This window comes from Pseudomonas khorasanensis (genome assembly GCF_014268505.2).
GTDB classification, from domain to species: Bacteria; Pseudomonadota; Gammaproteobacteria; order Pseudomonadales; family Pseudomonadaceae; genus Aquipseudomonas; species Aquipseudomonas khorasanensis.
In genome coordinates this window covers 1-401 of record NZ_JABWQP020000055.1, presented here as the reverse complement: position 1 = coordinate 401, position 401 = coordinate 1, and the positions used below count along the sequence as shown (strand labels likewise).

Annotated in this window: 1 pseudogene; it reads left to right on the top strand. The window is 53.9% G+C overall.

Going from position 1 to position 401, the window contains the following annotated elements:
• Positions 1 to 17: 17 nt before the first annotated feature.
• Positions 18 to 401, top strand: a pseudogene (locus HU727_RS25560) (hypothetical protein); the annotation flags it as partial.

Below are 401 nucleotides of genomic sequence, written 5' to 3'. Positions count from 1 at the left end.
AAGGAGAAACCTGCACCGTGCCGGACGGACGAGGGACTGGCGTTGGATACAACCGGAAATGGCGTGAAAACTACCAGCCCGATTCCGAGATAGCCCTGCGCAGAACAGTCGGCGGCTGTCCGTTGGTAATCAGCCGCATCGAGCTGGATATCTATGCAATCTACGGTAAAGACTGGAGTGACTTTGGCGCCGACAGCGCCAGGGTGTTCATTCGGGATGACGTGAAAGAGCAGTACAAAAGTGTTTTTAACGAAGCGGGTGAAAGTACCTTCTTCGGCGAATGCCAACAGCTGTTTCGTACCTCGGGCAAGCCCCGAATCCTCAGAAAACTTCTCGATTGCAAAACTATTGACGCTCAGGGCGAGCTGAAACGAGGCAAGCCTTCAGCGGCTTATACCCCA